The sequence below is a fragment of the Paenibacillus radicis (ex Xue et al. 2023) genome (assembly GCF_024722015.1).
Classification (GTDB): domain Bacteria; phylum Bacillota; class Bacilli; order Paenibacillales; family NBRC-103111; genus Paenibacillus_S.
Window position 1 is genome coordinate 17,352 of sequence record NZ_JANQBD010000026.1, and the last position, 24,726, is coordinate 42,077.

19 protein-coding genes are annotated in these 24,726 nt (G+C 47.4%); 10 read left to right on the plus strand and 9 right to left on the minus strand.

Features of this window, described 5'->3' with window-relative positions; genetic code table 11:
- Positions 1-62: 62 nt before the first annotated feature.
- Both NV381_RS29020 and NV381_RS29025 read left to right on the plus strand, forming a co-directional pair.
- Positions 63-1,361, plus strand: a complete 1,299-nt coding sequence (locus NV381_RS29020; RefSeq protein WP_258216799.1) for an LCP family protein — start codon at positions 63-65, stop codon at positions 1,359-1,361.
- 41 nt (positions 1,362-1,402) lie between these two features.
- Positions 1,403-2,086 (plus strand): hypothetical protein, encoded by a 684-nt coding sequence (locus NV381_RS29025; protein WP_258216800.1) that lies wholly within the window; start codon positions 1,403-1,405, stop codon positions 2,084-2,086.
- 25 nt (positions 2,087-2,111) lie between these two features.
- Here the strand turns inward: NV381_RS29025 and NV381_RS29030 are convergent, their stop codons facing one another.
- The 3 genes from NV381_RS29030 to NV381_RS29040 all read right to left on the minus strand — a co-directional run bounded on the left by NV381_RS29030 (position 2,112) and on the right by NV381_RS29040 (position 4,966).
- Positions 2,112-2,726, minus strand: a complete 615-nt coding sequence (locus tag NV381_RS29030) for a DedA family protein (RefSeq protein ID WP_258216801.1) — start codon at positions 2,724-2,726, stop codon at positions 2,112-2,114.
- 1 nt (position 2,727) lies between these two features.
- Positions 2,728-3,309 carry a class I SAM-dependent methyltransferase gene (locus tag NV381_RS29035; protein WP_258216874.1) on the minus strand — a complete coding sequence of 194 codons (582 nt, stop codon included), beginning with the start codon at positions 3,307-3,309 and terminating at the stop codon, positions 2,728-2,730.
- 409 nt (positions 3,310-3,718) lie between these two features.
- On the minus strand, positions 3,719-4,966 hold the full coding sequence (locus NV381_RS29040; protein WP_258216802.1) for a glycosyltransferase: 1,248 nt from the start codon (positions 4,964-4,966) through the stop codon (positions 3,719-3,721).
- A gap of 256 nt (positions 4,967-5,222) precedes the next feature.
- On the opposite strand from NV381_RS29040, the gene yyaC reads away from it, so the two are divergent.
- The 3 genes from yyaC (at position 5,223) to NV381_RS29055 (ending at position 8,362) form a co-directional block, all read left to right on the plus strand.
- On the plus strand, positions 5,223-5,777 hold the full coding sequence (gene yyaC, locus NV381_RS29045; RefSeq protein WP_258216803.1) for a spore protease YyaC: 555 nt from the start codon (positions 5,223-5,225) through the stop codon (positions 5,775-5,777).
- 222 nt (positions 5,778-5,999) lie between these two features.
- On the plus strand, positions 6,000-6,506 hold the full coding sequence (locus tag NV381_RS29050; protein WP_258216804.1) for a PadR family transcriptional regulator: 507 nt from the start codon (positions 6,000-6,002) through the stop codon (positions 6,504-6,506).
- A gap of 38 nt (positions 6,507-6,544) precedes the next feature.
- Positions 6,545-8,362, plus strand: a complete 1,818-nt coding sequence (locus tag NV381_RS29055; RefSeq protein WP_258216805.1) for an ABC transporter ATP-binding protein — start codon at positions 6,545-6,547, stop codon at positions 8,360-8,362.
- 223 nt (positions 8,363-8,585) lie between these two features.
- On the opposite strand, the gene NV381_RS29060 is transcribed toward NV381_RS29055, so the two are convergent.
- From NV381_RS29060 to NV381_RS29085, 6 genes are all read right to left on the minus strand, one after another.
- A complete protein-coding gene (locus NV381_RS29060) occupies positions 8,586-8,900 on the minus strand; it encodes a DMT family transporter (RefSeq protein WP_258216806.1) in 315 nt (104 codons plus the stop codon).
- Positions 8,897-9,244, minus strand: a complete 348-nt coding sequence (locus tag NV381_RS29065; RefSeq protein WP_258216807.1) for a DMT family transporter — start codon at positions 9,242-9,244, stop codon at positions 8,897-8,899. The genes NV381_RS29060 and NV381_RS29065 overlap by 4 nt, the downstream gene beginning before the upstream one ends.
- 39 nt (positions 9,245-9,283) lie before the next feature.
- Complete coding sequence (locus tag NV381_RS29070; protein ID WP_258216808.1) at positions 9,284-9,865, minus strand: TetR/AcrR family transcriptional regulator; 582 nt, start codon at positions 9,863-9,865, stop codon at positions 9,284-9,286.
- 894 nt (positions 9,866-10,759) lie between these two features.
- Complete coding sequence (locus NV381_RS29075) at positions 10,760-12,517, minus strand: hypothetical protein (RefSeq protein ID WP_258216809.1); 1,758 nt, start codon at positions 12,515-12,517, stop codon at positions 10,760-10,762.
- Positions 12,518-12,611: 94 nt separating this feature from the next.
- The gene (locus tag NV381_RS29080; protein ID WP_258216810.1) at positions 12,612-13,433 is read right to left on the minus strand and encodes a hypothetical protein; all 822 of its coding nucleotides are present in this window, start codon (positions 13,431-13,433) and stop codon (positions 12,612-12,614) included.
- 106 nt (positions 13,434-13,539) lie between these two features.
- On the minus strand, positions 13,540-13,692 hold the full coding sequence (locus tag NV381_RS29085; protein ID WP_258216811.1) for a hypothetical protein: 153 nt from the start codon (positions 13,690-13,692) through the stop codon (positions 13,540-13,542).
- A gap of 231 nt (positions 13,693-13,923) precedes the next feature.
- Between NV381_RS29085 and NV381_RS29090 the strand changes: the two genes are divergently transcribed.
- The 5 genes from NV381_RS29090 (at position 13,924) to NV381_RS29110 (ending at position 24,696) form a co-directional block, all read left to right on the plus strand.
- Positions 13,924-15,687, plus strand: coding sequence for a VWA domain-containing protein (locus tag NV381_RS29090; RefSeq protein ID WP_258216875.1), 1,764 nt, complete (start codon positions 13,924-13,926; stop codon positions 15,685-15,687).
- A gap of 22 nt (positions 15,688-15,709) precedes the next feature.
- A complete protein-coding gene (locus tag NV381_RS29095; RefSeq protein WP_258216812.1) occupies positions 15,710-19,099 on the plus strand; it encodes a tubulin-like doman-containing protein in 3,390 nt (1,129 codons plus the stop codon).
- Between the two features lie 1,226 nt (positions 19,100-20,325).
- Positions 20,326-22,677 carry a hypothetical protein gene (locus tag NV381_RS29100; RefSeq protein WP_258216813.1) on the plus strand — a complete coding sequence of 784 codons (2,352 nt, stop codon included), beginning with the start codon at positions 20,326-20,328 and terminating at the stop codon, positions 22,675-22,677.
- Positions 22,678-22,731: 54 nt separating this feature from the next.
- The gene (locus NV381_RS29105) at positions 22,732-24,036 is read left to right on the plus strand and encodes a vWA domain-containing protein (protein ID WP_258216814.1); all 1,305 of its coding nucleotides are present in this window, start codon (positions 22,732-22,734) and stop codon (positions 24,034-24,036) included.
- An 18-nt stretch (positions 24,037-24,054) separates the two neighbouring features.
- Positions 24,055-24,696 carry a hypothetical protein gene (locus NV381_RS29110; RefSeq protein ID WP_308862358.1) on the plus strand — a complete coding sequence of 214 codons (642 nt, stop codon included), beginning with the start codon at positions 24,055-24,057 and terminating at the stop codon, positions 24,694-24,696.
- Positions 24,697-24,726: the final 30 nt, after the last annotated feature.

Consider the following 24,726-nt stretch of genomic DNA (forward strand, 5'->3'; position numbering starts at 1 on the left):
TTTAAGACAAATAAACCGTTTATAATCGTAACCATCGATTTAGAAAGAAGCGAGGGAATACGATGAAAAAAATGATTTTAAAAATAGCGTTAGCCAGTGCTGTTGCCATTGCTGCAACCGTTGGCATTTATGTTTATTCCATATATGAAACAACTACTGTCGCAATAGAAAAGATCGGAACGCCGGAGGTAGTGCCTGTGGAGCAGTCGGCCAAAGTGAAGCCGCTTACTCTGTTGTTGATGGGCATTGATTATAGACCGGAATCCGGCAGCTTGAACTCCGATGTCATTATGGTGGTCACATTGAACCCTGAGCAGCACTCGGCTACCCTTGTTTCACTGCCGCGCGACCTGCAAATGGCCCCCAAAGGACTGCCGTCACGAAAAGCCAACTATTATTATCCCTATTTCAATAACATTGAGAAAAACAGTGCCTTTATGGAGACAAAAAAGGTTTTTAGCGACTTCATGGGCGTACCTGTCGATTATATGGTAACGGTCGATTTCGACGGTTTTCGTCAGATTGTTGATCTGATGGGTGGATTGACGATCCAGGTGGATATGGATATGCGCTATGTAGACGATGAAGACGGGACCGATATTAATCTGAAAAAAGGGCTGGCTAAGCTGAACGGCAAGCAGACGCTGGATTTTGTACGCTACCGCAAATCTAACAGGAATACGGAGGAATCGAGCGACTTGGCTCGGAACCAAAGGCAGCAGCAGGTGCTGGATCAGCTAATGAATTCATTGAAAAGCACGGGCGGAGTAACCAAGCTAGGACAAATCATTGAAACTGTGGGAAGCCATATGAAGACGGATGTGCCAGCTTCGCAAATTAGGGATTTGATGACAACTTATTTTGATATTTCCCCATCGAACGTAAAGTATGTGCATTTGGACGGAGAATGGGAGAGCCCTTATATTATTGTCAAGGATGAGGACTTGGAGGAGGCACGGGCTGCCTTAATACAACAGCTCGGAGGAAAAGGAACGGCTATAGCCGGTATTGGTTTGAGTACTGGTAGTGGGGTTGGGAAAGAATCGACTTCTGGTACTAGCAGCAGTAAAGGAAGTAATGGGGGCTCAAGCGGCTCAACTAGCTCAGGCGGGAGCACAGGAGAGAAAAGCAATTCAAGTACAGGCACGGGAAATGGAAGTGCTGCAGGAACAAAATCCGGCGCGGGAGCGGGCAAGCAGAAAGAGCAGGAGGGTGGCACGAATAAAGAGACGAATGGTACAGCGGAATCGGGTAGCAGCACTGTAGGGGAAGCGACGTATGGGGTTAAAAGTGAAAATGGCAGCATGCCACCGAAATCACCCGCGATCCTGCCGCCCAATGCAGGGTCAAGTTCAGAATGAAAATACATACATTTAAATAATAATAAAGGGGTTGTATAGCAATGACCCGAAGAATTGGATGCTATCATGCTCATTATTCGAATATTGAATATATCCAGCAGGCATTGGAATGCTACGATGTGGAGTTGAGCCATTTTGTGGATCCAGGATTAGACAGATTGAAGGGGGATGCCGATTTTTCGGCTGAGCGAGGACAGCGTAAAATCGCTGATATGCTAGGCTGGATAGCGTCCTGTCATGTGGATGCGATCCTGGTTACATGCACCTATTTTACAGCTAACTTGACAGAGGAGCTGGAGCAGGCGCTACCAGTGCCTGTCATCAAAATCGATGACCCAATGCTTGCTCTGATTTGTGCCAATGATGAACCACAGCTGCTCGTGTTTACCAATCCCGCAACTGTGAATGGGACTATGAACCGAATGCACCAGTATGCGCGAAGTGCCGGGAGATCGCCACAGCTTCAAGCCCATTTGCTGGAGAATACTTTCGAATTGATTATGCAAGGAAAGAAACAGGCATATATCGAGATGGTTAAGACCGGACTCGAAAGATTGTCCGCCCAGTATCCGGATCAACAATTATGGGCTGTCCAATTGTCTATGGTACCGGCGGCTGTGATTGCTTCTTCAGCTTCGAGAGATAGCAAGAAGATCGGCAACCCGTTGAAGGCGCTTGTTGAGGAGCTTGTGAGTAGACTGGAGTTGAAGCGCATAGTTTTGTAGAAAGGCGTGGTCTCGACGATAGCTCTTAGCTGAAGCTCGCCGTTTTATTTTTATTTTTACGCACAATCCGTACGATTACGAAGATCGCTAGTAAAACAATTGGTAGCCACATCCATTTTAAACCTTGAGTGTGAATCAGACGACCTACTTCATCTACATAATCGCCGAAGAAGCGGCCAACTGTGAAAAAGATCACTGTCCAGACAAAGCCTGTCGAATAGGAAAGGAGTGCATAACGCCGGAATGTCATCTTGTTAAGACCAACGACATAAGGAACAACATGTCTAACTACCGGAAGAAAATAGCTGATTACTAAGGCAAAGCTTCCATACTTCTCTATAAGCTTCTCCGATGCTGTCAAATACTTCTCCATCTTCTTCTTTCGTTTCAGCCTCTCAATTACCGGTTTACCAATAAATCTACCCAGCACATAACCGAGGCTTAGCCCGGAGATAACTCCCAAATAAGTCACGATAAAGGCAGGAATAATTTGCAATATCCCGTTTGCGGTTACCGCTCCTCCGGTCATCACAATAACTTCATCGGGTATCGGCATACCAACAATGCCAAGCCATAAGGCGAAAAACAATGCCGCGTAACCATACTGCCCAATCATAGACAGCAGCATATCGTAATTCATTCTATTCCAGCTCCTTCTTACGGCAAACGTACACAAATGCAGGCGGCAGATTAAGTGGGACCACTTTAATTTGCTCTATATGAAAATAGTGCTTCAATAGCTGTTTCATTTGTAAAGAATATTGAAAAGCAACAAAGAGTCCACCCGGTTTAAGGGATGCTGCAATTTCATCCATCAGCTTTATCCGCAGCTCCTCAGGGAAGTTGAAAAAAGGAAGTCCGCTAATAATAGCGTCCAACTGTCCGATTCCTTCCACACCAAGAGCGCCTTGGATATCGGTGGCATCAGGATGGCAGCCGTATTGAGGATATTGCAAAGCTAGCTGCTTTCTCAGCACAGGCTCTTTTTCAAATAATAAAATCCGGGTCTGTCCCTTTGAAGCCAGTTTAATTTGCTTGGTTACAGCGCCCGTGCCCGAACCGAGCTCTGCAACAGATTGTACAAGGTCCCAAGGGATGCTTCTAGTTAAAGCTTGTGCCAAATATTTGGAGCTGGGAGTAATACTGCCCACTTCTTTAGGTGAGTGTAAAAATTTATTAAGAAACAGGAATTTCTCCTGAACTAATGCGCTTAGGTGCACGATCAATATAATTCTCCTCCTCATATGGAATTCACTAGAAACATCATACTTATTTTGGCATATGAGGTTCAACTGTCTGTGGTCCTGATTTCAACTGGACCTAAGGCTAGGATACTGGTATGAGGAAATAAAAAAACACGGTATATACCGTGTTAGTATGGCGGACGCCCTTAGGCAATCCGATTCTTTATTAGTTCATAGTCTGAAGCACCTGATAAGTTACTACAAGAACGAAAGTTATCAAAGTGGCGCCTGTTACATAAGAAAATCGTTTGCATGAGAATGTCATGGCGGTTCTCTCCTTTTAATGAGTGAAAGTATAGCGCAAGGCTGAACAATCAATAAGCGCCTTATACGCAATATGTATATTCTATAATAGCATATCATTTGCTAGTGTTAAACTTTTGTGAAGCTAGCCCATTTTCTTCAGCTCATCCAACGGGTAAAAGGTGCCGCGCCAATAAATACCGCCCTGTCGAACCGTCAACCAGACAGAACGGATGATGATATAGCATAGCAGACAGACCGTGAGCGGCAGTACTATGACTTCTTTGCCATTATGCCCAATTAAATAACGGATGAGACGCAGATATAAAACAAGCAGGATTAGGATAGCTCCGGTATACAGCCACAAAGGCCACCCATCCAATAGGAAGATAGCGAGAAATGGAAAAAAGAACATCAGGAGCTGTCCCAATACGCCTAGTAAAGCTAGACTGATACGGTAATGGAAACCGGAAAATAAGTTTTTCTCTAATCCTCGAACAGCCTCACCCAAGGAAGAATACCATTCAACCGCGATATGCTCTCTGCCTGATGCAAGTCTTTGACGTAGCCCTGCTTGCTTGACACGGATTCCAAGCTGCAGATCATCATCAGGGCGTAAGGCGAACGCTTTGTGAGTCCCAATGCGCTCATAAGCCGTCCGGGTCATCATGTTAAAAGCGCCTATGCCCATGCCATGTTTATGCTGGCTGTCGATATTGGCGCGCCAAGGTCTTATATACAGGCTGAAGGTGAAGAAGAAGTACTGCACGAATGCCCGCAGCCAGAAGCTGCGCACAATCATATCAGGAGCCAGAGTCAGATGATCGACATTATTTTCTTTCATATAGTGGACTGCGTCAGCGATAGCAGCGGGTTGAAACAGCACATCCGCATCCGTGAATAAAACATATTGTCCACGTGCTTGCTGATACCCTTGATATAGAGCATGATTTTTACCTATCCAGCCTGCGGGGAGCGAAGTAACATGAATGATCCGCAGCGGAACAGGAATGCTCTGTCTGCCTTCCGACCATTTACGCAGCTCTTCCAGCTTGCGACCGGTATCGTCTTGAGAACGGTCGTTAACGGCAATGATCTCCAGACGGGGATAAGTTTGATTCAGCAGATGTTTAACCGTCTCTGAGATGGATGCTTCCTCTTCCTTAGCGGCAATTATGACGGAAACAAGGGGGAGCTCATGGCCAGCTTTTGCTTGACGCTGCTGCCTTGCTTTGTTAATAAGAACAACATTCGAGGCCAGGGCTTTATCATCCTCCTGGTCTTCTTTGTTATGAGGCAAATGCAGCATAAGCTCACGAGCCCGGTAAGTATCCCAGAGCATATATAACCAATAGGATATGGTGAAGATGGCCAGCAGCTTGAGTACTAGCATAGGTGTACCCTCCCGGATGTGCTTTTTTGGCATTATATCATGGGCTGAGACAGGACGACAAATCCACCTGAGGCTGTGTTACAATAAGTAAGTTAAGCGTTTGTTCTTGAATACAAAGTTACTGGTTTTATATTTTGCTTAAGCACAATTATGATAAACGCTTACGTCCTTGTGGACGGTTAGCTGTTTGTTTTTGGATAAATACTTACAGTCCGGCACCAGGTTGGAGGAAGGAAAGCGGGGAGTGTAGCGGGTGATGAATAAGGACGGAGCTAGAGATAAGAGCGGGGCAGGAGAAGGAAGTTCGGTGTTTCGCAAAAGAATCAAGGGAGTCGAGCTGGCTGATTTTTTGCAGACGATAAGGCAGCAGGGTACGGAATTGGATGATTTGCTATTTCTGTGCGTGGGAACAGACCGATCGACAGGAGATTCATTAGGGCCGCTTGTTGGTATGATGCTAGAGGATGCAGGTTATCCGCATGTAATTGGGACACTGCAGCATCCGCTGGATGCTGGCAACATTAAAGACCGATTGAGCGAGCTGCCTCAGGGCAAGCATGTCATTGCTATTGATGCGTGTCTGGGACAACCGGCTTCTTTAGCGAGCTACCAGGTTTCTAATCAGCCGCTGGAACCGGGAAAATCACTCGGCAAGCAGCTGCCAGCGATAGGTGACTATACAATTGCAGCTATTGTGAATGTTGACGGGGGCAATAAGTATTCAATTTTGCAAAGCACCCCCTTGTACCGCGTTTATCTGATGGCGGGAGAAATCGTTGAAGCGATAAAGAAAGTATTTCCTGTTCGATGAAGCTTGTACAATCTAAGTTACTATTGAATATCCCTTATTGAACACGAGGTGAACAGTGTCCAATTTGCCGCGGCTGTTCTCTCAGACACTGCCTTTCTTAGGCGGTGTTTTTTTGTTGGGCAGTTTGTGATGAATTTATTTGGATGATTCAAATAATATCGATTGTTTATTTTCGATATATCGATTAATATTAATCGTAATAAAACTAAAGGAGACTTCAATATGTCGCTGCACGGCAATCATAGGCACAAACGAGGAGACAGAGTAGGACGAATTCAATTAGCTATTCTTCAGCTTCTTCGCATTGAGCAGATGCATGGGTATCAAATAATTAAGCAACTGGGAGAGAAAGCAGAGGGATTATATAGCCCTAGTGCAGGAACCGTGTACCCGGCCCTTCAAGAATTACATGATAAAGGGCTTATTGATATTGATGAGCAAAAAGATAAAAAGGTTTATTTTCTTAATGAAAATGGAAAAAAGCATGTTCAGGATATGGGGCTGGAGTCTAATGAATTCTGGACTGAGTGGCGTCGCCGTCTAGCCTGGAAGCAATCGGAGCAATTTAAAATGCTGAGAGAAGAGCTGGATAAGTGGGAACAAGAGCTTCATGCTGCTAAGAAACAGCTGGTTAGAAATCCGGCTCGCACAGAAGAGCTGCTTGCCATTCTTGCTGAAGCTCGCAAACAAGTATCCCTTTGGACACAACCCAAGGATACAAGAGAATAAGTTTAGACAGAACCCTTACTTGAGGAGATGAAGAGTCGATGAGAGATGGAGACGGGAGCGGACGCTGGGACGGAGGAAGTAAACAAGCGCTGCAAAGCCGGGGGAAAGCAAGCTTGAAGGAGGTGTCGATCCGTCGGATATACAGTTTGTTTCGAGGATACCTGTGGCAATTAACGGCCATTATTGTGCTTGCGCTGGCTGCAGCGCTGATTGGCTTGATTCCTCCGCTTGTGATGAAAGAAATTATAGATATAGCCATTCCCAAGGGAGATAAAAGGCTGCTGACTTTAATGATCGGGCTGCTGGTGGTTCTTCCGCTGCTAAGCGGATTACTTGGAGTATGGCAGAACCACCAGAATACGAAGGTCGGCCAAGGTGTTATGCGGGATTTGCGGCGGACACTATTCGCTAATCTCCAGCGGCAGTCGATGAGCTTCTTCACCGATGCGAAATCGGGGGAAATCATCCAGCGTTTGACGGGCGATGTGCAAGCTGTACAGAACGTGGTTACTACCGTTGTAGTATCGGCCGTAACTCAAGGCGTCATCGTCATTACAACGGTAGTCATTTTGTTCGTGCTGGACTGGCGATTAGCGATATTGTCGACAATCATTCTGCCATTATTTATTTTGCCCGTCCGCAAAGTATCTCAGATACGCAAGCGGCTGCGTGGGGAAACTCAACGTGTGCGCGGCGATATGTCTGCGCAGCTGGGAGAAATTTTTGGCGTATCCGGCGCGCTTTTGACCCGGATTTTTCAGCAGGAGTCGAAGCAGGAGAAGGATTTTGACGTTCTGAACCAAAAGGTGATGGATTTGGAGCTCCGCCTCAATTTAGTCGGACGCTGGTTCGGCATGGTGCTCGGCATATTGGGTCCTCTGGGTACAGCATTGATTTACTGGTATGGAGGCTGGAACGTGGTAGAAGGGACTATGACAATTGGCGCCATTGTTGCCTTTACCGCTTATTTGGGCCGACTGTATGGTCCAGTCGGCACGCTGTTGAATCTGCAGGTCGAGGTGGCGACAGCGCTAGGTGTGTTCCAGCGTATCTTCGAATATGAAGATATGGAGCCGGAAGTGGCGAATAGGCCAGGAGCACAGAAGCTACCTCCGGCGCGGGGGAAAGTCACGTTCCAACACGTATCTTACGCCTACAATAAGGAGAAAAATGCGCTGCATGATATTTCCTTTACGGCGCTGCCGGGTGAAGTCGTGGCGATTGTCGGCCCTAGCGGTGCAGGCAAATCAACTTTAATCGGCATGCTGGCTCGCTTGTACGATCCGACCGAAGGAGCTGTCACTGTCGACGGTCAGGACATCAAGGAAGTGACTTTGTCATCGCTGCGTGATCAGATCGCATTCGTGACACAGGAATCGTTCCTATTCCACGCTTCCGTGCGTGACAACCTGCGGTTCGCGCGGCTGGACGCGACCGATGAAGAGATTGAGTCGGCCTGTCGCCAGGCCTACATCCATGAAGCCATCGCTGCCATGCCGGAAGGCTACGGGACGATGGTCGGCGAACGCGGCCATCGTCTCTCCGGCGGGGAGCGGCAGCGGCTCGCCATTGCGCGGGCGATTCTGAAGAATCCGCGCATTCTGGTGCTGGACGAGGCGACCTCGCACCTCGACTCCGAGTCGGAGTCGCATGTGCAAGCGGCGCTCGATGAATTGATGCGTGGGCGGACGACGCTCGTCATCGCCCACCGGTTGTCCACGATCCTGACAGCGGACAGGATCATTGTACTTGAGGCCGGACGCGTGGCGGAGTCCGGCCGGCATGCCGAGCTGCTGCAGCACGATGGGCTGTATGCGCGGCTGTATCGAACGCAGTTCGAAAAAGTTATGGCATGAGCAGCCCCAATAGGCTTTGGTTTCATGCCGCAGACGTTAACCTTTTCTAGTATCCCGTGATATTCGGAGAACCGGTAATTTGCCTAACGGCTATCGTCGCAGATAGAACAATTAGAAAAGCCTCCGACCAATTAAGCAGTCGGAGGCTTCTTTATGTCTTTCAAACATTTTTTAAAATTATGAATAGCTATTCATCGATCAGTCGAGAGTCGAGCTGCACTCATCAAGCAACAAGCTTTAACCCGACTGCAGAACCGAGCACTAATGTAATACATAGTATTCTCGTCAAATTTTTGGGCTCGCCATAGAAGATCATTCCCAGGATAGCTCCGCCTGATGCGCCAATTCCTGTCCAAACTGCGTAGGAAATACCCATAGGCAAAGTTTTCATGGCGATGGAAAGAAATAAAAAGCTGGCTCCAAACCCGGTCAGGAGCAGCAGCATGTTTTTCCAATTACGATCCTTGTATAATCTATGCATCATAACGACACCAACCATTTCACATACACCTGCTATAATGAGAGAGATCCAGCTCATTTGGCTTCAGCTCCCTTGACTTCAGACGTATCCTTCGTAACGAGCTTAAGCCCGATAACCCCGATTAGAAGAGCAATAATAAGCAGCAGCTTGGTGATTTTGAATGGTTCCCCAAATAGCAGCATCTCAGACAGAACGGTTCCTGCTGTTCCCAATCCAACGAAAATGGCGTAAACCGTTCCAACAGGCAATTCTTCGCCTGCTTTTATCATCAAATAAAAGCTAATACTAATAGCAACGACTGTCCCGCACCATTCCCATAAATTATCCGCATGCTTCAAACCAATTACCCATAGCACCTCGAAACATGCAGCTATAAACACTTGAATCCACTGTTTATTCATGATGAACACTTCCTTTCAAACCTAACATTGAACCAGATTTTATTTAGCAATAATGCCTTGCCAGTATAATCGCCATACGCTCTGCATGCGCTGCTCAAAATCACTGCGATTGTAGTAAAATTGCTGGATAAAGGCGCCGTCAACCAAGCAATAGAAAGAGGCGAGCAAATCCTCGACCTGCTCTCGGCGAAGTATACCTTCTTCCATTCCGTTCAAAAAGATACTCTTTACCACTGCTGACAAAGCTTCCTCGGATTCAGCAAAACGGGAACGCAGTGCTTCCTGTAATGAAGTGGGAGGGAAGAGCATAGCTCTCTTGAGAAAGGTAACATTCTCCTCGCTTAGCCAGTATGTCCGGCAGACATCGTGGACGATGGTATAAAGCTTATCATGAACGTTCATTGCAGCAATGGACTGCTCCATCCCTTTAATTTTACCAAGCTGCTCCTCTATGACACTATCAAATACTGCCAGAAACAGGTCTTCCTTGCTTGAAAAATGTGCATACAAGGATGGGGTCTTGATACCGACTTCATTGGCAATTCCCGATAGTGGGGTTGCATCGTAGCCGTTGTGAGCGAACAAGCGCAGCGCGGCTGCTTTTATTTTAATGGCTGTCATTGAAGCCACACCTTTCAAAGGAGAGGTCGTCCTCTCTATCATCTAACTAACGTTAATTAGGTAAGCTCATTGTACTTTATCTCGTATGCCTTTGCAATTCTTTTTTATTCCACGGGTTAATGTTGTGTACATTTGGTCATCCTATAATGATTGGATTAATGCGCCATTATTCCGTATGATGTCGAGATTCGAGATGCCAGAGCGATAAGTCGAGCCACACCTATGGGCCGTGCTTAGTTATTATGCTCGCGATCTCAGTTTGTACCCTTTGAAGCTCCAAGCGGATGTATCATCCAATCCATAGAATGCTGCCGCGCTGGTGGCGGTACCATGAAATCACGCAGAGCTGAATATAACGATGTGCAAAATTTTATATCGCGATTCACATTAATATCGAGAGCGTGACACTGAATGCTGCTGTTTAATTATTTATTACTTGAGTCTCCACATTGCGAAATTAGCGGGGATTTATTGAAATACATTCACCTATACCCCAGGTTTTAATTAAAAGGAAATTCTCCCGTAAATATTTGGTTATTTCCGCATAAGTAGGGGTTAACTGGAAATAGTCATGTTAAATCGGTCATTTTGTAAGGATTAGGCCGGATTCTATAGAATTAACGGGATGGTTTCCAGCTATGTGGTTGAGAAGCGAGTAAAGGAGTAAATTTAGCATGAGCTTTTCCCTTTATTTAAATAAAAGAGTATCATTCCAACTCAATGAACCCTATATCGATAAAATGATGGAAGAATTCGCAGCAAGCTTAGCGAAATTGAAGAAATAGTGTAACGTGATAAATTGAAAAAAAGCAGGCTGTCCTTCCATTTTGGAGGACAGCCTGCTTTTTTCGTGGTTAAGGGCTCACGGGATCTGGAAGCGCTGGTGGAAATAAATTATTGCGCTACATCCGTGACGGTGACCTTGTACTCGTAAAGCTGAGAAGGGGGCTTTCTTACTTCCTCAAGGCCAGTATAAGTACCAGTGATGGTGGCCGGTCCTGTCTTGAACTTGAATTTGCCGCTTAACGTAATGTAGCCGTTGCTGAGCTGAGCAATAGCTTTATTGTCCTCGACAGAGGTTATTGTTACTTGGAAGCGGACCTTCTCGTTTTTATGATTCGTTAGCTCAGTGAGTGGAATATCAATGAAGTCCACATTAGTTTTGGCGAATACATACTTGTTGTCGCGGTATTCGTAATAAGCTTTGCGTCCTGCCCCATCACCCGCAGGATTATCGAATACGATTGTTCCAGAGCGGTCGATATCCATTTTATCAGCCTCGATATCCAGAATCTTACGCAATTGCGTTGCCTTTACCTCGTACGCGATGTAGCGTGTTTTCCGGTTTTTCGAAGCCGCTTCGATAAGTAGAGAAGGTGTATCCGGTTTGCCGTCTCCAAGCTGCTCGGACCATTGAACCGATTTTATCGTAAGCCCTTTATCAAGCTCAGCTTGAGCGGTTTCGATTTTTTGATCCGTCAGCAAGCGTGCCATCACTATAGCTTTGTTATCTAATAAGCCTGCGGCAAGCAGCTTGGCGCCTCCTGCTGCTTTGGCGCTGACCACATTGGTGAACTTGGCTTCATTGCCGACGGTTTTGCGCAGCAGCTGAAGCGGATCGGATTCGAGCCAGAGCTGCTCGGCGTTGCTAACCTCTTTTTGCGTATCCTGATATTTATCCAATACGTTGTACAAGGCAATAGCGTCGGTGAATTTGCGGGAAGCCATGAGCTGCTCGGCGCGGTCGAACTGCTTGCGTATGTTGGTTTGAACATACGCAGTTACCTTGGATGAAGAGCCGCCCAGCTCTTTATAGGCTTGATAAGCCCGTGCCTTGCTGATGAAGCCGGGCAAGTCGTTTTTGGTGAGCAGCTTCGCAAGCTCGTTTTGTGCATAAGCTTCCAGCTTGGGCAGCAGCCAAGCTGCTTCGATGCCATTAGAATCATAAAACTTGCGGATTCGCACCCCATCCTTCAGAACCTCTTCATAAGTCTTATTTTTGAAGAGGGTATCTAATCGGGCTTGATCATATCGTTCAAGCAGCTTGTTTAGCTGCTGTTTTTTGGTTTTCTCATCCGTGAAAAAGGCAGCTGGCAGCTGCTGAAGATAGATAATTGCGTTATCGCTGTCGAACGTCTTCTTGCTTATATCAGCTTCCAAGCTTTGGATGAGCTTCTGCTTGCTGCCGGTGAATATCTCCGTGAACCGTTCGTCTATCTTGTTGGCAGCGGCCATATCAGCAAAGCGCTTTTTGGCAGCCTCATTCTGTGCAGCCATTTCTGCTGCTTTCGTCTGGAAAGACTCGTAGCTCTTAAGCAGCAGGTTAATGTCATTGGCCTCATTAGCTGCCGCCAAGTCCCCTTCCAAAGCTCCAAAGTAGCGCTTCAGATCGGTTACAGGTCTTAGTGCAGCGAGGGCCTCGGCTGTCTCGCTATCCTTATATTTAATGCTATTAATGTTCTGGGCTCTTGTGTAGGTTTCTTCCGCTTCAAGGTCGTTGCCCGCTGCCTGCAGCGCGGCAGCTTCAGCGTACAGCTTGGTTTTCATCCAGCTGTTATATCCCTTGTAGGCGGCTAAGCACAGCATAAAGGCAAGCAGCATAGCTGCTGCATTGCGGCTTCGTATCGAGTGCTTGTACATGGAAGCAGACATTTCAAGCCTCCTTTCTTAATAAAACTCAGAATGCATAATTTTCAGGGAAGCTGTACCATTCTGATATTGCGAGAGAAGCTGCTATCGCTTAACCTTATAATATTCCTTGAAGCTCCGGGTCTGCTTCATATTTCAATTTCACCGTTTCCTTCACCTTCGGGTATAGCACGGGAAAGGAATCTGGACGGTCCGCGACCAAGCGACATAGCCTGATCAACCTCTCTCGCGGCAGCTCATCTACAAAATCGGCAATCATTTGCTCATATTGAATGACATATGCATTTACACGCAGCGCTGCGGTCACCACCTGACCGATTACAGCCCGGCCACTCGCTAATGCCTCGATTTCCTCTCGGTGTTTGAAGGTATAGTCGATAACATTACGCTTAACCAGCTCCGGGCTCACCTTACTCACTTCAAATAAATAGCGGATAAAATCCGGATCAAATGCATCAGGGACGAGCGTGCTTAACTCAAGGTCCATGTCCTTACGTAGTACAAAATGATTCAAGCACATAAGCTTTAGAACCTTCACCTGATTGCCGCTGATTAAATAGCCGATTTCCCTTAGCTTCTCGTAGGCGAGCTTGAAATCATCTGACTTCAAATCCTTTGCGGCGTCTTCGGTGTCGCGAAGCAAGCCTTCGCGTATGGCGATATTTTCGTGCTGCAGCAGGTTTTGTATAGTCTGCGTCTCCAAGTAGGGAGCATACGGCCTGCGGATCAGGAAGTAGGCGACTATAAGCGCAGCGCCTGCAAGCAGCGAGATGGCCATCTCCATAAAGCTGCGGGCAAAAACACAAGCAGCAAGGCTTACCGTGCTGACAATCAATACGTCCCTTTGCTTATTGCGTTGCAGGATGGATCGGGTCACTGACTGAAGATCAAGAAATTTGCCTTCTGCACCACACTGCAAACAATGCTCTTCCCACAGGGTGGAATAATTGCCGCAACTTTTACACTGTTTCAAACGTTGAAAGATGTGGCTGGTTGGTCGACTTTTACGAAAGTGGGCTGCAATCTTATTTGCCAGAGTGCTCACCGCCGTTCAACCGGTTTTGCAGATCGGTATCAATGCTTTCAAGGGAGACCGCGCTCCGTCTGATTTTATTAAATTGAACCCAGCGGTTCAGGATATAAATAGCGGCTAAAGCCAGCAGGCAATAAGTCAGCATTTCAATCCTCCTATTAGATGCATTAAGAACCGTGTTATGAAACTATTAAATCATGATAAGAATATCATAAGAGCGGGAGCAGTGGAATTTTACGTGTTAAAAGATTAATATGAGAAGTAGAAAGAATTCTATTTTACAACCACATTTACCAAATACCTACAAAACCAGACCACCGGTTCGACAATCCGGTTATCGATGAATTCGGAGGATTAACCCGTGAAAACAAATAAAATGATAATAACCCTCGCCGCAGCTGTACTTAGTCTGCTTATCAGCCTGCCGTTCAGCGCATTTGCCGCCCCTGCTGCCGGTGATACCAAAATTGATGCTGTGCTTTCTGTAGATGTCAGCAGCTCGATGAACGAAAGCGATGTTAACAAAGTAAGCTACGAAGCGATGAAAATGTTTATCGACATGGCTTCGGTACAAGGAGATAAAGTAGGTGTGGTCGCTTATACCGATCAGATTTTGCGGGAAAAGGCGCTGCTCAAAATCAATAGTGCACAGGATAAGCAGAATCTCAAATCATTTATAGACCAATTGACGAGAGGACCCTATACAGATGTTGCAGTGGGGGTCAACGAAGCTGTAAAAATATTGGAATCCGGCGGGGGAGAGGCAGGCCATGTGCCGCTTATTGTCCTTCTGACGGATGGCAACAATTCGTTAAACACCGGCAAGACTCAGGAACAGTCCGATCAGATGCTCAATCAGGCTGTGAAAAAGGCGAAGGAAAAGAACATCCCCATTTACACGATCGGCTTGAACGCGGATGGAAAGTTGAACAAGGATGCGCTTGAGCGGATCTCGAACGAGACGGGGGGCAAGCTGTTTATTACAAGCACAGCGGACAATTTGCCGAAAATCTTGAGTGAGATTTATGCGAGCCATTTGAAGCTGAAGGTTGTGCCTTTAACTGGGTTTACCGCGAATGGCGATTTCCAGGACGTGACGGTGAATATCCCGAATGCGAGTGTACTGGAGGCTAATATTTCGATTATGTCCTCCAAACCGGTAGAAGTAAAGCTGGTCAATCCGGCTGGCCAGGAGCAGACGATTCCGTCTGATAAAATTGTATTTTCGTCCTCCTCTGCCTATACGTTAATTAAGCTTTTGAGTCCAGCGCAAGGGGATTGGAAGCTTAGAATTAAAGGTGTTCCGAAAGAAAAAATCGATATTAATTTAATTTATAACTACGATGTGCAGGTGTCGATGGAACTTTCATCGTCTATATCATATAAGCCCGGGGATGCTGTGCCGGTTAAAGCCTATCTTCAAGCCAACGGGCAGAAGGCAACAGATGCCAGTTTATATAAAAATGCGAAGGCAACGCTGCTTGTAACCGATCTCGATACGAAGAAAACTTCAGAAGTTCCGCTCACCACGGCAGCACAGGGCTTTGAAGGTACAATGAAGGTGGCTGAAGCGCATGACTATGAAGTGAAAGTAAAGGTGGAGGATGCGAATTTCGTGCGCGAATCGCAGCCGGCATCCATTTCAGCGAAAAAGGCAGGAGCAGCGCCTGCGCCGACTGCTCCAAGCACCACACCAGCCGAAGGGAGCAGCGCTACACTGATCACTCCGATTGCATGGATCGGTGGGGCATTGCTGCTGTTGATTGCGGCAGCATTATTCGCACTATCCATGTGGAAAAAGGCCAATAAAGGCTTTTTCGGGCAAATGGTTGTGGAAGTGAAGGACGAGGACACAGGGGATCGGACGAGCCCGCAATACCGGAAGCTGAACGCATTCAAGGGTAAGGTTGATTTGCATCAATTGCTGCAGCTGGCGCCTGAGTTTGCTGAGACGAAGCAGATTATTTTTAAGCCCGGCCCCGGAGATACAATCGTTCTGTACAATCAATCCAGCTGCATCATTGAAAAAGGCGGCCGTGTGTTTGATGCCGTGCAGGGCAAGGAGCTTAAGAATAACGACCGAATCAAAATTTCGCTTCAAAACGTAAATAAATCCGTAACTGTAGAATATTTGAAATAATTTGAATGCAGGAGGCAACCTTATGAAAGCAGTTGTAAGAGAGCATATTCAACAGCTGGACGTGTCTTTGGGCGGTGGCATCATTAGTGATAAGATTCGCGTGGATACGATCGACAACCCGATGCTCGTCATTGGTCTTGGCGGTACGGGAATTGATGCGCTTCTACGCCTTAAATATCAGATTAACCGCAGATTTAAGCTACCTGAGGATCCCTTTACGAAGAAAAAGAAAGAGAAGCCGAATAATGTCGAGTTTCTCGCTTTGGAAACCAATGAGCATGACCGCAATAAGAAATACAAAGGGATCGGTCTTGATCCGTTGACTGAATTCGTGCTGCTGTCTAATGCCGAGATCGGCAGTGTGCTGCAGAACCGCAGTATTTTGGAGCCGTATATTAGGGAGTGGCTGTCTCCTGAGTTGACGATTACGGACGGGATTAATGGAGCTTCAGGTGTACGGCAGGCAGGCCGCTTGCTGTTATTCACGAAGATCGTGCAGGTTGTGCAGACGATAGAACGGAAGATCAAGTCATTGTCTGTCGGAACGAACAAGAAGCTGATGGTGTTCCTGCTTACGGGTCTGTCCGGTGGAACTGGAAGCGGCTGTTTCCTCGATATTTCGTATATCGTCAGAGGCATTATCGAGCGCGATTATGGCTCTGCCGGCGTAGATAAGGTGAATGTGCTCGGCTATCTTTTTACTCCGGATGTGAATCTGGCTAATAAGAGCTTGACCGAGCATTCACGCGAATATATCCGTAAGAACGGCTATGCTGCTATGAAGGAATTGGATTACTGGATGAACGTGGATGAGCGGAATGAGCGGTTTAAGCAGCAATATGCCAATATTTTGAATGTGAACTCGCCTATGCCGCCGTTTAATCTGGCCCATCTCATTTCGGCTACGAACTTGGAAGGCAAGCTGCTTGAAAATGCATACGATTATTGCATGAACGTGACGGCCGAAAATATTACGAACTTCATGGCAAGCGAGGACAAGCAGTCCGGCGAGGAATTTGCCATTCATGACTATATAAGCAACATTCGTACGAACATTAACCAAATGCCCAAAACCTATGCGGCCAATTACCAATACAACATCCTGGGTGCGTCCTCTGCCGTGCTGCCGATTGAAGAAATGACGACTTATTTGGCTTTCAAGGTGTTCAAGCGGATGGAGAAAATGTTCGATGCTGGCCCGTCCCAAGAGGATGTGGAGAAGCTGGCGCATAAGCTGGGCATCGACCCTGACTCTGTGCATCGTGAATTTGGCAAACGGGTTCCCGAGCCGATTCCCGGCTACCAGAACAGCGAGCGAATGAGCTACAGCAATGTGATTAAACAGCAGGTGGTTAACATTGATACCGAGTTGGAGCAAAGCTTCCTGTCGCGAGCGCGCGAGGAATACATTAAAAGCCGGAGGCAGCTTCCAGGGCAGCTGAAAGAAGGCTTCACCGAGCAGATTACCAAAATGTTCCGCAATCCTGAACAGGGGCCGTTCTATGTTTCTCGTATTATTTTGCAGGATAAAGGCTTTTGTCTTCTTAAGCTGATTTCTTCTTATATTGAGGCTTTAAAAGAAAGCATCTACCGCATTCCGCGGGATATTGAGTCTGCAGAAGAGCAATCATTGCAAAAAATGACCGAGGCTCGCAGCGCCTTTATCTCCAAGGATAAGAAAAAGGATGCCTTCATAGAGGCCAAAATTCAGGAATTTCTGCTGCATGCCGACCGTGAGCGAATGGAGCAGATGGTTGAGTTTTATGAGGATTTATATACTTTGATCAATGATGAGAATTCGCGCATTTATCAGGTATTTTCGGAGCTGCTAAGCGAGCTTAATAAAATATTCGAGAAGAACGGCCGAATTCTGGCCAACGGTGCAGAGGAAGTAGATCATAAAGGCAACCGTACCTATTATTGGAACGTTGTAAGTGTTCCGGACATTGCCAAATTAGTTGGAGATGTAACCAACGAGAAAAATGTGAATGATCTGATCCGGGATTTCACGAATGAAATGCTCATCAAATCGAACCAATGGATTAAAGAGCAGGAAGTGGACGTTATCAGCTCGATCTCCGAGTTTTTGACCGATCATTTTGGCGATTTAATTACGAAGTCGATGGAAGAATATTTGGTTATTAAATATGGTCATGAGGATTCAATCGAAAAGCTGGTAGAGTCCAAAATATCGGGACGTCTGTATGAGGAAGCCAAGCCGGTCTTCCATCTGAGCAACAGCTCGGGTAATTTTAACTTCCCTTCGTGGGGGTTTGTATCCGTACCTGTAAAGGCACCGAACATTTTTAAAGGTATACGTAATTTCCAGGATAATGCGATTGCTAATTCACGGTTTACAATTAAGGAAAGTGAAGTCAAAAACCGTATTTTCTGGCTGAACACGCAGAACGGCATTCCGCTGTTCCTGTACACGCCGATGAAGGTATATGAAGAAAGCTATGAAAGAACGATTCTTGAGCCCGAAGGCATTGGCCGCCATCTGGTCCAAACAGATAAGGTGAACTGGACGTATTTGCCGTCTCCAATTCCAGAGAAATCCTGGGGAGACACTTACGAGAACAATCGGGTCAAAAAATATAATGCCGAGGTGCGTTTCTCCTTCGAGAGGGCACTCGCGCTTCGTGTTATTCGTGAAAAAGGTGAGGATAGCGGTACGATCAACCGTTACGAATGCTTATTTACGAAGCCATTCGATCTGAATCGCTGGCTGGAAGCTTACTCTCTTCAGCTATCGGCTTCGAAGCCTAATCTCGGTGAGCTACAGCGCTGTGTCGGCGACTTAAAGCGTTATATGGCTGAAGGGCTGGAAGCTGAGAGCCGCAAGGATATTTTTGGCAGTGTAAATTTGGATATGGCTAAGGAAAATTTGATCCGCTCGCCAGAGCTGTTGAGGCTGGTCAAAGAGGAACTCCGCAAATACGATCGGATCGCCGATAAGATAGCTGAGCTTGAGAAGCTGCTTAATGCCTATAAGGACGAAGAGAAGCTGATTGCAAACTTTATCGAAGCCATGTATACCGGGGTTATTACGAAGAAAGGTGCGCTTTACGTGTACGACCATGATGCTGAAGAAGATCCGTGGGAGCCTTTCATCAACCTGATGCAAGTTAACAAATTTGTGGAGTACGAGATTTATACCAAGCTCCGCGGCTTGGATGAGAAGCGCCAGAGCATCCTGCAGCGCAAAGCTGCGAAACGCAGCCAGCAGTTGACTGCGTCAGAGGATATCGGCAGCTTGGTCTCCTTGCTGCGTGACATGGCGGGATCTTATCAAGAGTCGAAAACGGCACTCGACTATGACCGCGCCGAGCTTGCGGATGGTGAAGAAATGTACCAATTCTACAAGCAAATCTCCACCAAAGTCAGCGATATGGTTAGAAGCCTGAAATAAATGTTTTACCCTACGGTCTGCTGCTGTTAGTTGTATGATTAATTTGTAGGTCTACAGTGGTTATTGAATTGGATAGTACTTATGAGTGCTATCCCTTAGACTCAGGGAGTGAAGCGTTTTGGATCGCTTATGGTTACTATCCCTTAGACTCAGGGTGAGAATTGTTTTGGGATTGCTTACGGTTACTATCCGTTAGGCTCAGGGAGTGATGTGTTTTGGGCTTGCTTATGGGTATTATCCCTTAGACTCAGGACGTAAAGTGTTTGGGATCGCTTATGGACACTATCCCTTAGACTCAGGGAGTAAAGTGTTTGGGATCGCTTATGGACACTATCCCTTAGACTCAGGGAGTGAAGTGTTTTGGATCGCTTATGAACACTATCCCTTAGACTCAGTTGAATAAGCACCATATGTGCCATTTTCCTTTGGTCACTCATTAGGAGCGGTGAAGTTAAGCGTGTCCCACAGGGACGGTAGCGCTGAAAGCACAATAGATACAAGGCAGCACAAACAAAGCTCCCCCACCAAGTCTTTAGAGGGTGTCCAGAGGGCAGAGCCCTTGGGGCCCTCCCTGTAGGGAGGGTTTGGGAGGGTAAAAACATGGTTAAGCGTGTCCCACAGGGACGGTAGCGCTGAAAGCACAATAGATACAAAGCAGCTCAAACAGAGCTCTCCCACCAAGCTCTTCGAGGGTGTCCAGAGGGCAGAGCCCTTGGAGCCCTCCCTGGAGGGAGGGTTTGGGAGGGTAAAGACAAGGTAAAGCGTGTCCCGCAGGGACGGTAGCGCTGAAAGCACAATAGATACAAGACAGCTCAAACAGAGCTCCCCCACCTAGCCCTTCGAGGGTGTCCAGAGGGCAGAGCCCTTGGGGCCCTCCCTATAGGGAGGGTTTGGGAGGGTAAATAGCACAATAGATACAAGACGGCTCAAACAAAGCTCCCCCACCAAGCTCTTCGAGGGTGTCCAGAGGGCAGAGCCCTTGGGGCCCTCCCTATAGGGAGGGTTTGGGAGGGTAAATAGAACAATAGATACAATACAGCTCAAACAGAGCTCCCCCACCAAGCTCTACGAGGGTGTCCAGAGGGCGGAGCCCTTGGAGCCCTCCCTATAGGGAGGGTTTGGGAGGGTAAAAGCTTGAGCAATTGAGTGACAAAATGTGTTTGAGAATTCGAATGTAAAAAAGCCCTTGAGGGCAGGGGTGTAATTAAGAAAGGCAGGGAAAAAGGATGAATATTAAAGGGGAATTGGATTCCTTTTCCAAACGATATGCCATGCAGATTGACAGCATGGGCAGTGATGGGGATGAGATGCGCAGCATCAATCATCCTGTCGTTTTTGTGTTTCTTGGTGATCACTCAGCTGATGCTCTGGAGGCTGTGCATAGCTTAAACAGGACAAAGTGGAATAATTCTGCGGGCGTGGTTTATCTTCAGCTTGGAACCAAGCAGACTGCGCCACTTGATAACGTATATGGCTGGAGCTTGCCCGCATCTGCGGAAAGCAAGCAAACCTTGCGCCCATCGATCCGGGAGCAATTTTATGCGGATGAAGCGAAGCGGCTGGAGCTGAATGTGACATTACGGCGAATGAACAGTCGTATAGCCGAATTCGGGCGGATGTACACGCATCTGCAGCGCTTGAATATTGCGATTGTCACACGGCTCGACGATCCCTTTAATGTGCTGCTGCCAGAAATAGCTGTGCTGATGGAGACGATCTTCGGAGAGCAATTCCGCTCCGTTGTATTGGATTTGTACGGTTTATTGGAGGAGAAGGCGGTAGGGGATGCTTTCGCTTTTCAATCCTCACTAGGCGTCAGCTTTCTTCGTGAACTGGATATGTACCAAGGTAGAGATTACACATTTGAGGGGATGCTGCAGTTGACCGGAGAGGGTGTATCACTTCCTGCCGCGCACTCCCCATCGCCATTATTTGATATGGTTTACTTGTTAAGCGACAAGGATGAACGCGGCATTTTTGCCGAGAATGGGATGCAGGGCAATTACGAAGCCATCTGCAATCTTAATCTGCTCAAAAACCGCAAATCGAACAACGAGCTCGATCCGCAGCACGCAGTATACAATAACCAGCATTTTAAGCAGAATGCCACTCCTTCTGACGGCGATGGCCGCAGCTATGCATCGGCAGGCTTTTCTAAAATTACAAGACCCAGTCAGCCGGTTGCTTTGACCGTGCTTTATCATGTTTACCACCGCCTCATAGAGCGGATGCAGGAGAACGCGAGAATGGATCGCGGAAGCATTCAGGAAATGTTAGAGCTGGAGCTTCATTACTGGGATCGTGACATTCTGTCACTGCTACCTGATCCACAGAAGGCTGTGGAAGGGATGTTCAGTCTTTTACATAGTAAAATTTCATACGCTGAATTAATGACATTAACCTTGCGTCAAGCCGAGTCTGCTTTATATGGGGGTAATGCGCAGACCTTTTTTGAAACGAATGTAGTTCGAGGATTGGAAAGAGGTTTTGTGGAGAGCAACTTTGCCGGACGGTTGAAAATGCGACTGGAAAGCAAGGTCATCCGAAATTCGCTTTACGGATATTACAGCGCCTCCTTATGGACCTCATATGAAGAAAGCGGCAGTCTGATCAATGGAATTCGCGAGAAAGCGAAGGAAACGGCCAAGCTGCTGGAGCAAGGCAGAGCTGAGCTGGATCAAGTGTATGCGGAGCGTGTAGAGCAGCAGTCTTTTGCGAAAATGTCATTATGGGACCGATTCACGAACAAAGCCTCGGTCAAAGGCATGACACGCCCTTTTCTGGAGCTTGTGTATGGGATGAAGGTCGAGCTGCTGCTGCTGGAAATGAAGCTGCGGCTTCTGAATGCCTATCTTCAGGAGCTGGAGGAGCTGCATGACAGGGCTCAGCCATTCGTGGAGCGGTTCCGCCAATTGGAAAAAACTTTGCACGAAGCAAGCCGGGGCAGTATTTCGGTGACCAGCGATTACTTAGGCCGTAATATTAATGAATATTATGGTCACGCGGTGCAGGAAATTTTGACAGAGCTGGAGGGCCGCCGTGATGTACAGTTTTATTTTGACGAACGGCAGATGGGGAACCTTTCGCTGATGCTTGCAGAAGGGGAAGAGCATGTGCTTCAGCGGTTGATGGAGATGACTCGCAAGGAAGTGTTCAATCATCCCCTGTTTAACCAAACGTTCGAGGATGAGCTGTTGGAGCGCGCAAATGTGACGGCCGGCTATGAGAATCGCGAGGTCCTTTCGAAGGAGGATCTGTTCCGTGATTTGTACAGTACCTTGGAGAATGAAGCTGCAATCCGGGCTGATGTATATAACTCTACGCATAAGCACCGCTATGTTGAAAAATATTTCTTTGGCGATTTTGACAGTGAATTTATTCGTTATGCATTCGCAGTCGATCAGGGCAGCAGGACTTACAAGCTTGGCTGTGTACAGGAAATGAAGCGAAGCGGGATTGAGAAGCTGAATGTAATGGGCGGCTTCCGGATCGAGGATCTGATGTATTACCGGAACGGCAAACGATATTATGATACGTATGTTCAGAATGGCTACAACTTTCACAGCATGGATATATAGCAAAAGGTAATAAAGGAAGATAGAGAGACGCTTGAAAAAAAGGGGGCATGGCCGGTGAAACAGCGCAAATGGAATGGACTGCTAACCGTATGGAGCGTTATTGGCGGATTTATTGGCTTTATTATAGGAGAAATCATGCTGGCTGAATGGGAAGGCACGATGCATGAAACGCTGCTGATGGGTTTATACTTCGGCCAATTTGCTCTTGTTGTAGGTCTATGCTGCTTGTTGGCTGAAGTCATCTCACCTCAGCTGAATGGGAGAAGCTGGAGGCTGCGCTATGCTCGCGATGGTTGGAAGCTTCTTGTTCCAGCTACGCTTCTGCTGCTGTTCGCCGCGGGAGTGTTGTTCCAATTTATTTATGGACTTCAGCTGGGCAATCGGGATAAGCCTCAGGATTATGTGCTGCTCATCGATATGTCGGAGAGTATGAAAACTACGGATCCCGAGAAGCAGAGCATTCAAGCCGCTCAAGCTTTGATCCGCAAATTGGATGACCGCAAACGGGTCGCGATTTACACATTTAATGAGCAGCCCAGTCAGATATATCCGTTGACGCAGCTGAAGGATGCAGGGACACGGGAGCAAATTGCCGCTAAGCTGAATACAATTGGAGCGCCTGTGGGACGCACTGATATAGGTAGGGCATTAACTGAGGCTATGGAGCATATGGAGAAGGAGCGTGTTCCTAACCGCAGAGCCGCTGTAATTCTCATTTCCGATGGTTTTAGCGAGGTGGATAAAGCGAAGGTACTGACTCCTTACCGACTGCAGCAGACGCAGGTTCATACAATCGGAATCGATTCAACGGAGAAGGAGGGCATTCAGCTTTTACAAAGCATTGCAGTCGAAACAGGAGGCACGTTCCATGATGTGAAGCGGGTCGAGGGGATTACGGGTGCTTTTGACCAAATATACCAAAATGGAAAGCGTTGGCACTTAATGAACGAGCGAGTGGACACGGCAGCGTCCAATGAATATCGCGGTCTGCTGCGTGTTGCGCTGATTCTGCTTATCGGTGCAATGCTCGGGCTATCGCTTGGTGTCGTCTTCGACAACCGCTATTTAGCCAAAAGCTTCGCCATCGGTGGAGCAGTGGCGGGCCTCATCGCCGGTATCCTGCTTGAAACCGGGCTGCAGGGCTCAGAGGCGCCATTCCTAGTACGCGGCTTTGCCGACATGGTGCTGGCGTTCGTGCTATCGCTCTCGACACTGCTCGTCGCAGTGGGCGATCCGAACGCGGGATCAGGAGCTGGATTACGCCGCGGTGGTGGCGGTACGCGGCGCGGCCAGCTGGAGCAAGGAGAGAGCCGGGGAAGAAGCAAGGATGGCTTGCCGGTTCGCAAACAGTTTCGATGAGTAAGGAAACGGAGGTGAATGTTCTTGCAATGGGAGGAGCTCGAGGAGCCATATCGGATAAAGCAAACGGCCTGCTACATCCAGAACGGTGAATGCACCGTGACCTGGGCATGGCCGAGAGGTGTGGAATCCGTATACGTATACAGCTTTCCTGATGGAGCAGAGCAGCCGCCGGACTTGCTGGAGCCTAAGCAGCTGAAGCTATTTACCCGGGAGGAATACAAAGCAAGGTCAGGCTACCGGGAGCGCATTGAATATTTGGGTGTACAAGGCTATCGCATATTCCCATGTCTTATGCAAGCTGGCAAGCTGAGGCCCCTCAAGCAAGCGGATGCTCAAAATTATGCACGCGTGAGCGGTGGGAAGGCGAAGATTCGCTACAATATCAAATACAGCCATTCTTGGTTCAGCAAATATAAAACGGTGCGAATTCAGCTTTTTTGCGAGATTTCTGTGTCCAAAGAAGCGCTTTGCTACGTCAAGAAGGAAGGCTCGCCGCCTGCAAATAAGGAGGATGGGATTGCCTACCCATTTATGAGTGACTTTCCTTCGGGCCGTCATATACTGCCGGAAGTGGAAGTGGGCAAAAATGACTATATTCGGCTGTTTTTTACAGACGGAAAGGCCTTCGGAGAGCTTTATGATTTAATACCTGAATAGTTTTGCAGACGTAAAACTCGAGCTGTTGCT

Bases quoted from the DNA above. Each gene is read 5' to 3' on its own strand.
- NV381_RS29020 (WP_258216799.1), top strand. From the start codon at position 63: ATGAAAAAAATGATTTTAAAAATAGCGTTAGCCAGTGCTGTTGCCATT.
- NV381_RS29025 (WP_258216800.1), top strand. From the start codon at position 1,403: ATGACCCGAAGAATTGGATGCTATCATGCTCATTATTCGAATATTGAA.
- NV381_RS29030 (WP_258216801.1), bottom strand. From the start codon at position 2,726: ATGAATTACGATATGCTGCTGTCTATGATTGGGCAGTATGGTTACGCG.
- NV381_RS29040 (WP_258216802.1), bottom strand. From the start codon at position 4,966: ATGCTAGTACTCAAGCTGCTGGCCATCTTCACCATATCCTATTGGTTA.
- yyaC (WP_258216803.1), top strand. From the start codon at position 5,223: ATGAATAAGGACGGAGCTAGAGATAAGAGCGGGGCAGGAGAAGGAAGT.
- NV381_RS29050 (WP_258216804.1), top strand. From the start codon at position 6,000: ATGTCGCTGCACGGCAATCATAGGCACAAACGAGGAGACAGAGTAGGA.
- NV381_RS29055 (WP_258216805.1), top strand. From the start codon at position 6,545: ATGAGAGATGGAGACGGGAGCGGACGCTGGGACGGAGGAAGTAAACAA.
- NV381_RS29060 (WP_258216806.1), bottom strand. From the start codon at position 8,900: ATGAGCTGGATCTCTCTCATTATAGCAGGTGTATGTGAAATGGTTGGT.
- NV381_RS29065 (WP_258216807.1), bottom strand. From the start codon at position 9,244: ATGAATAAACAGTGGATTCAAGTGTTTATAGCTGCATGTTTCGAGGTG.
- NV381_RS29070 (WP_258216808.1), bottom strand. From the start codon at position 9,865: ATGACAGCCATTAAAATAAAAGCAGCCGCGCTGCGCTTGTTCGCTCAC.
- NV381_RS29075 (WP_258216809.1), bottom strand. From the start codon at position 12,517: ATGTCTGCTTCCATGTACAAGCACTCGATACGAAGCCGCAATGCAGCA.
- NV381_RS29085 (WP_258216811.1), bottom strand. From the start codon at position 13,692: ATGCTGACTTATTGCCTGCTGGCTTTAGCCGCTATTTATATCCTGAAC.
- NV381_RS29090 (WP_258216875.1), top strand. From the start codon at position 13,924: ATGATAATAACCCTCGCCGCAGCTGTACTTAGTCTGCTTATCAGCCTG.
- NV381_RS29095 (WP_258216812.1), top strand. From the start codon at position 15,710: ATGAAAGCAGTTGTAAGAGAGCATATTCAACAGCTGGACGTGTCTTTG.
- NV381_RS29100 (WP_258216813.1), top strand. From the start codon at position 20,326: ATGAATATTAAAGGGGAATTGGATTCCTTTTCCAAACGATATGCCATG.
- NV381_RS29110 (WP_308862358.1), top strand. From the start codon at position 24,055: ATGTTCTTGCAATGGGAGGAGCTCGAGGAGCCATATCGGATAAAGCAA.